This window comes from Gemmatimonadaceae bacterium (genome assembly GCA_035606695.1).
Taxonomy (GTDB): Bacteria; Gemmatimonadota; Gemmatimonadetes; order Gemmatimonadales; family Gemmatimonadaceae; genus JAQBQB01.
In genome coordinates, this window is sequence record DATNEW010000046.1 from 1 (window position 1) to 7,217 (window position 7,217).

General features: G+C 64.2%; 6 protein-coding genes. 1 reads left to right on the forward strand and 5 read right to left on the reverse strand.

From position 1 onward, the window contains the following. Positions 1-295 precede the first annotated feature (295 nt). Complete coding sequence (locus VN706_24320; GenBank protein ID HXT18773.1) at positions 296-961, forward strand: response regulator transcription factor; 666 nt, start codon at positions 296-298, stop codon at positions 959-961. Between the two features lie 30 nt (positions 962-991). Here the strand turns inward: VN706_24320 and rodA are convergent, their stop codons facing one another. The 5 genes from rodA to VN706_24345 form a co-directional block, all read right to left on the reverse strand. Further along, positions 992-2,251: a rod shape-determining protein RodA gene (gene rodA / locus VN706_24325; GenBank protein HXT18774.1), complete on the reverse strand. Its 1,260-nt coding sequence runs from the start codon at positions 2,249-2,251 to the stop codon at positions 992-994. Next, positions 2,251-4,044 carry a penicillin-binding protein 2 gene (gene mrdA, locus VN706_24330; GenBank protein HXT18775.1) on the reverse strand — a complete coding sequence of 598 codons (1,794 nt, stop codon included), beginning with the start codon at positions 4,042-4,044 and terminating at the stop codon, positions 2,251-2,253. Before mrdA ends, rodA begins: the two co-directional genes overlap by 1 nt. A 16-nt stretch (positions 4,045-4,060) precedes the next feature. Further along, positions 4,061-4,549 carry a rod shape-determining protein MreD gene (mreD, locus tag VN706_24335; protein ID HXT18776.1) on the reverse strand — a complete coding sequence of 163 codons (489 nt, stop codon included), beginning with the start codon at positions 4,547-4,549 and terminating at the stop codon, positions 4,061-4,063. Then, on the reverse strand, positions 4,546-5,817 hold the full coding sequence (gene mreC / locus VN706_24340) for a rod shape-determining protein MreC (GenBank protein ID HXT18777.1): 1,272 nt from the start codon (positions 5,815-5,817) through the stop codon (positions 4,546-4,548). Before mreC ends, mreD begins: the two co-directional genes overlap by 4 nt. Before the next feature lie 155 nt (positions 5,818-5,972). After that, positions 5,973-7,013, reverse strand: a complete 1,041-nt coding sequence (locus tag VN706_24345) for a rod shape-determining protein (protein HXT18778.1) — start codon at positions 7,011-7,013, stop codon at positions 5,973-5,975. Between the last annotated feature and the right edge of the window lie 204 nt (positions 7,014-7,217).

The window sequence follows — 7,217 nt, forward strand, 5'->3', positions numbered from 1 at the left end:
CGCGTCGTTCGCGTCGTTCGCGTCGTTCGCGTCGTTCGTGTCGTTGGACTCGTTCGGCATCCGATACCGGCACGGGTGGCAGCACGATCGGACGGCGCGCCGGCGTCCCGACCGTGCACTCGCGGCAGAGTGACTACGAAGGCTACAGATCCGCTCCGGTCGGCCGCAATGACACAAACGGAGTACGCCATTACCTTTCCGCCGCCGAGGCAACTCGGTTACGCGACTCGGCCGGGCGACACACCGCCGCGAATCCGGGGGCGCAACCTCTTCAACGACGGACAATCATCGACCAATGCCAGCGGCGCCGACGTCGGCCCCGACGATCAGGATTGCGATCGTCGATGACAATCGCCTCGTGCGCGATGCGTTGGCCGCGCTGCTCGAGCGCGTGTCCGACTTCCGGCCGGTGGCGACGAGTACCGCGGATGCGGCGTTCGTGGAGCGCGTGAAACCCGACGTGCTGCTCCTCGACGTCGGGCTCGGCGATGATGATAGTTTGAACATTGCCACCGCGTTGACCGCGCAGTATCCCGCGACGAAGATCATCGTGATGGACCTCGTCCCGGTGAACGAGGACATCGCGCAGTTCGTCCAGGCGGGCGTGTCCGGGTTCATGATGAAGGACGCGACCTTCGACGAATTCGTGGCCACCATCAGGACGGTGGCGGCGGGCGACAAGGTGTTGCCGCCGCGCATGACCGAATCGCTCTTTTCACAGATCGTCAAGCTCGCCGCGATCGCGGAACCGGCGCGCGTGCTCGACGACGTCCGCATGACGCCGCGCGAACGCCAGGTGATCGAGCTGATCGGCGAAGGCCTGAGCAACAAGGAGATCGCTCAACGCTTGAACATCGCGTCGCACACGGTCAAGAGCCACGTGAGAAACGTCATGGAAAAGTTGGCGTTGCACACGCGCTTGCAAATCGCCGCTTACGCCCGCCGGGATGGGACCGCCTAGGCCGGCCGCGAACGCGGCGCACCTCCCAACTTACACCTTCAGCTGTCCCGAGACGCCGCCCCGCCCTTCGCTCGAGATCCGCGCGAGAACTCCGACGGCGAGCCAACAGGCTAGCATAAAGCTCCCGCCGTAACTGAAAAACGGCAGCGGAATGCCCGTGATCGGCATGAGGTTGAGCGTCATGCCGACATTCTCGAGCACATGTGTGAACCAACTCGCCAGCAACCCGAACGCCACCAAACTGCTGAACGAATCGTTCGCGCGCTCGGCGATGCGAATCACGCGCAGGAAGAGAAACAGAAACAGCGCGAGCGCCACGAGCACGCCGATGAACCCCAGTTCTTCGCCGACCACCGCGAAGATGAAGTCGGTGTATTGCTCGGGCAAAAACGCCAGACGCTTCTGCGGACCGTGGAGATATCCGCGGCCCAACCATCCACCAGAGCCGATCGCCGTGATCGACTGGATGACGTGGTAGCCGCTGCCGCGCGGATCGACGCTCGGATCGAGAAACACCAGCAAGCGATTCTGCCGATAGCGCGGCATGTGCTCCCACAGAAGCGGCCCGACGATTCCGGTGAGGACGCACGCTGAAATCACGAACAGCGCTTCGCCGAGATACGGCTTGTACCAAATGACGAGCGCGATGAGCAAGCACAGGAACGCGCCCCAGATGCGCGCGTCGAATCCGAGGATCAGACTGATCACCGGGCTCGCGAGCAGAATCAGCAGCTGCCACGGAACGCCCGCCCAGAAGAGCATCGCGAAGAAAATTCCCACGAACACGATCGACGTGCCGAGGTCGCCCTGCGCCATGATGAGCAGGAGCGGAGCTCCCGCGACCAGCAACGGCTTCCAGAGCTCGATCATCGACTTGGGCGCAATGCGATGCTGCCCCAGCACGCGCGCCAGCATCAACACCACGGTGAGCTTCGCCAGCTCGGCGGGTTGTCCGAGGCGGTGTCCGCCGATCGTGAGCCAGCCCGACGTGCTCGTTGCCGTGCCCGCGCCCGAGCCCAGTCCGACGAGGAGCGCGGCGAGCAGCAGCAACGTGAAGACGTACGCGGGCACCGTCATCCATTCGATCATGCGCACCGACGCGCGCGACACGCCCCACGCGCCGATGATGCCGACCACCGTCCACATGATCTGCGCGCGCCACGCGTGATCGGCGGGCGTGTGCACGTCGGTCTGCCCGGCGGAAAACACGACCGCGATTCCGTACAGCGTCAACGCGATCGCGGCGAGGACGAGCGGCAGATCGATGTTGATGCGACGTGCCGTCGCCATCAGCCCGTGTTCTCGATGCTGTTGTCGTCGACCTTCACGTGGAGATAGTGCGCGATGATCTTCGTCGCGAAGCGCGCCGAGGTCGAGCCCTCGAACGTGACGTCGGGCGCCATCACGATGACGACGATCTTCGGATCCTCGGCGGGCGCCATGCCGGCGAACCACGCCCAATAGAGCGGCTTGTTGTTCTTGTCCTTGCGCAGCGTCTGCGCCGTACCGGTCTTGCCGGCGACTTTCACGCCGGCGATCGCGGCTCCGGCGGCCGTACCGCCGGCAGAGACCACGCCCATCATCGCTTTGCGCAGCATCGCGAGTTGATCGGGCGGCAGATTGATGATCTTGCTCCGCTTGGGTGCGCCGCGGCGAATCTGCGGCACGGGCGCGTAGCCGTCGGTCGCGAGCGCGCTGTAGAAGCGCGCCATGTTCAGCACCGACTGGGCATTCTCACCCTGCCCGATCGCGAGATTCAACTCCTTCTCACCAGGCGTCCAGCCGCGCGGATACTTCTTGTTGAAGTAGCCCGGCAGCGAGTTCGGGAATTCCGGCCGCACTTCCCCCGGCAGGTCGATGCCCGTGCGCTTGTCGAAGCCCAGGCCGACGCCGCCCGCGACGATGCGGCTCAGCGTGAGCTTCAATCCAAGTTGGTAATAATAGACGTCACATGACTGCGCGATGGCGCCCGAGAGGTCGAGACTGCCATGTCCCTGCTTCTGCCAGCAGTGCCACGTGCGATTGCCGAAATAGAACACGCCGTTGCACGCCTCCGGCATGTGCGAACTGAACGTGATCAGACTGTCCTCGAGCGCCATGACGGACGTCGCGAGCTTGAACGTCGAGCCGGGCGGCTGCGTCGCCTGAAGCACCTTGTTGTACATCGGCAGGCGCGGATCGGCGCGCAGCGAATCGTAGTAGCTGCTCGAGACGCCGCCGACGAACCGATTCGGGTCGATCGCCGGCGCGCTGTACAGCGCGAGCACCTCGCCTGTCTGCGGCACCATCGCCACCACGCCCGCCGGCAACGTGTCCGCAAAGAGCGAGTGGATGTACTCCTGCAAATCGAGATCGATGTTCGTGTAGAGCGTCGGTCCTTCGGCCGGCGTCACGTCTTCACGCGCCTGACCGTTCGGCACCACGCGGTTGCGCGCATCGACTTCGACGAACTGAATCCCTTCCCGCCCCCGCAGCTCTTTTTCGTACTGCTTCTCCAGCCCTTGCTTGCCGACGAGTTGCCCCGGCTTGTAACCGAACTTCGCGAGATCGGCCAACTCTCCTTCGTTGATCTCGCTGATGAAACCCGCGAACGCGCCGACCGCCTCGCCATCCGGATAAATGCGTTTCGGCGAGGACTGCATGATCAGGCTCGGGAAATCCATGTGATGTTCCTCGAGCGTCGAGATCACGTCGAACGACGCGTCCTGAATGATCACCGTCGGCCGCGTACGGTCCTTTCGAAAACGCTTGATGGCGTCCTGAAACTGCTTGTCCGTGAGCTGCACGGTGTTGCGGAGACGTGTCAGCGTGGCGCGCAGCGTGTCTTCGTTCAGCGCCAGCAGGGCCACCGAGTAGCCGACGACATTCTCCGCGATCGGCTTGTTGTTGCGGTCGAGAATGCGGCCGCGCGGCGCGGGCGTCGGAATCTCGCGCAAGCGGTTCTCTTCGGACTTGAGCTTGAAGTCCTCGTTCTTCAGCACCTGCGCGCGAAAGAACGCGCTGAGCATGAAGATCAGCACGCCGCAAACGATCAGACTCGCCGCGCGGCCGCGCCGTACGACGTCGTTCGGATGAAAACTCATAGGCGGCTACGCGGGTTCAGGCCGTTCGCGCTTCCATCAGCGGTTTCAAGAGCGACAACGCGATCACGCCGGCCACCGCTGTCACCGCTGCCGAGAGCGGCGACCAGACGAAGATCTGCATCACGAGCTCGGTACCTTGAGCCCGGTGCCCCACGAGCAGGTAGATCAAGTCGAACACCCACTTGGCGAGGAACAGAAAGAATCCGTTGAGCGCCAGGTTGTCAGCGAAGAACACCGCCTTGAGCCACGACGCCGAGAATCCGACGACGGCCATCGCCAGCGCGGCGGCGCCGAAGCCCGACACCGCCAGCGAATCGGCGAGCAGGCCCAGAATGAATCCGTACACTGCTGCCGCGCCGGGGCGCAAGCGAACCGAGCCAATCAGCAGTGCGACGATCATGAAATCGACCGACGCCCGCCAGGCGAGCAGCGGACGCAACGTGTAGTGCAGAACGATCAGAATGAGGCAGACGAGAATCGTCCGGACGGCGCCGGTCCAGTTCATTGCGGGGGGCGTCGTGGTCGAGTGGAATCAGAACGGAGCGAGTCGCGGCGAAGTGAATCGCGACGGAGCGAATCGCGGCGCGCGCGCGATGTATCACGCACGACCGGTGCCGTTTGCGAGGCGGTCGGTTGCGCGGGGGCAGCGCCTCCGCCCGACGCCTGTGGACGCGGCGCGGCGCCCGTTGCAGCGCCCGTTGCAGCGCCCGTTGCGGCGCCCGCTCCAGCCAACAGCCCGCGCGCTGCCGCAGCCGCGCTGTCTGCCGCATTGAGAGGCACCCCGAGCGCACGCTTCACGGAATCGATCGCGTAGTGCTTCACCGAGTCGAGGGTCGCCTGACGCGCGCGCGCCTCGAGCACCGCGGCCTGCTTCGCCACGGAATCACCGGCGACCGCAATACGCTTGGCGGCCGAGTCGAGATTGACCGCCGCGCCCCACACGTTGCCGATCCCCTGCGTGACGCGCTGCGGCACGAGCACCAGCACCGTCGTCACACGCGACGGACTGACGGCCGGGCGAATGAGATAAGTTTTTGTCCACACCTGAGAAGTTTTTATCTCTTCGACGATCGTGCCGATCGTAATCCCCCGCGGGAACGTGCCGCCAAGGCCCGAGGTGTAGATCGGTGTGCCGGGTTTGAGGACCGACCGATTGGACACGCCCTGCAATTCCAGCATGTAGGCGTCGGCGCCGCCGGCGCGCGCGCGATGCGGATACACGATCCCGAATGTCGTTCCGTCCGGCGCCATCGCGCTCGCGCGAAAGTCGGGATGCGTGTACAGGATCGCGATGCTCATTGTCGGATCGGCCGTCTGAATGGTGCCAACCAATCCTTCAGGCGCGACGACCGGGCTGTACCGCTGAATGCCCGCCGTGCTACCTGCGGTGAGCGTGAGGGTCGTGACCGTCTCTTCGCTCTGCGCGGTCGAGTGGAGCGCCTCGGCGGGCACGAAACCCGACTCGAGTCGCGTTCCCAACCCGAGAATCTTGCGCAGCTGGTCGTTCTCGACCTGGAGCGCCTGCGCCTTCACGGCGCGCAGCGCGACGGAGTCGGCGACGAGCTGCCGCTGCTCGCTCGAGACCCACGCGGTGCGCCAGCGTTCCGCGCCGCGCTGCAAGCTGACGAGCGGCGCCACGGCGGTCCGGCGCAGTGCGCTCGCGATCGGTTCCTTGTCCTCGTTGCGAAGAACGAGCAAGACGAGTGATATGACGACGCAGCCGATCAACAGGCCGGCATCGACTTTGTTGCCTAAACGTGCCGCACTTGCCACGAGCTATCCCCTCAGAGATCGTTTCAACAGGCTGTCATTCCGAGCCAAAGCGCAGCGCAGGCGAGGAATCTTTCGTCTCGAAAGAGTGGCGTCCCTCTACCGGGCAGGCTAGATCCCTCGCTTCGCTCGGGATGACGACAGGTTTGAACGCACTCTTAGGCGCTGAGGACGGACCAGTACTTCTCCTCATCGTCAAGAATCCGGCCCGTTCCGCGGACGACGCAGGTGAGCGGATCCTCGTCCACGTGGATCGGCAAGCTGGTCTCCTGGCTGAGTAGCAAGTCGAGGCCGCGAATGAGCGCGCCGCCGCCGGTCATGACGATGCCGCGATCGACGATGTCGCTGGCGAGTTCCGGCGGCGTGATCTCGAGCGCGCGGCGCACGGCGTCGACGATCTGCTGGATCGGCTCCTGAATGGCCTCGCGGATCTCGCTCGAGTGGACGCGCACCGTTTTCGGAATGCCGGACACCAGGTCTCGGCCCTTCACTTCCATCTCGCGCTCGTCGCCGACCGGCGCGGCCGACCCGATGTTGATCTTGATCTGCTCCGCGGTCGGCTCGCCGATGAGCAAATTGTAATTCTTGCGCATGAACTGCACGATCGACGTATCGAGCTCGTCGCCGCCCGTGCGAATCGATGCATCGCTCACGATGCCGGACAGCGCGATGACAGCGATTTCCGTCGTGCCGCCGCCGATGTCGATCACCATGTTGCCGGTCGGCGTTTCGACGGGAAGCCCGACGCCAATCGCCGCCGCCATCGGCTCGGCCACCATGAACACTTCTTTCGCGCCCGCGCCGAGGGCGGAGTCGCGCACGGCACGACGCTCCACTTCCGTGATACCAGACGGAACGCAGACGATCACTCGCGGTTTGACCTTGAAGACGTGATTCTCGATGATGAGCGTGAGGAAGTAGCGCAGCATTCGTTCCGTCACGTCGAAATCGGCGATCACGCCGTCTTTCATCGGACGAACGGCGATCACGCCGTCGGGCGTGCGACCGAGCATGCGCTTCGCTTCGAGGCCGACACCCTTGATCTTCTTGGTCTCGCGATCGATTGCGACGACCGAGGGTTCGTTGAGTACGATGCCTTCGCCCTTGACGTAGATCAGCGTGTTTGCGGTACCGAGATCAACGGCAATCGCGTTCGCCGGGAAGAACGATCTTCCCGCTTTCAAAAAAGGCCAGCGCATCTAGCAGGGGCTCGAGGCGTGCCGAAGGCACGGAGGGATCGTGAAACGGTGCATCGGGGCGTAAGGTAGTAGAGCGGGTAATAGCGAGCAAGGCATTGGCTTGACACAACCTAGGCATCTTCGTAACGTCGCGCGCGATGGTGCGAGCTACCTCCCTGCGTGTTGCTGTCGTTGCCCGTGACCGGTGCGATGAGTGCGGCCTCT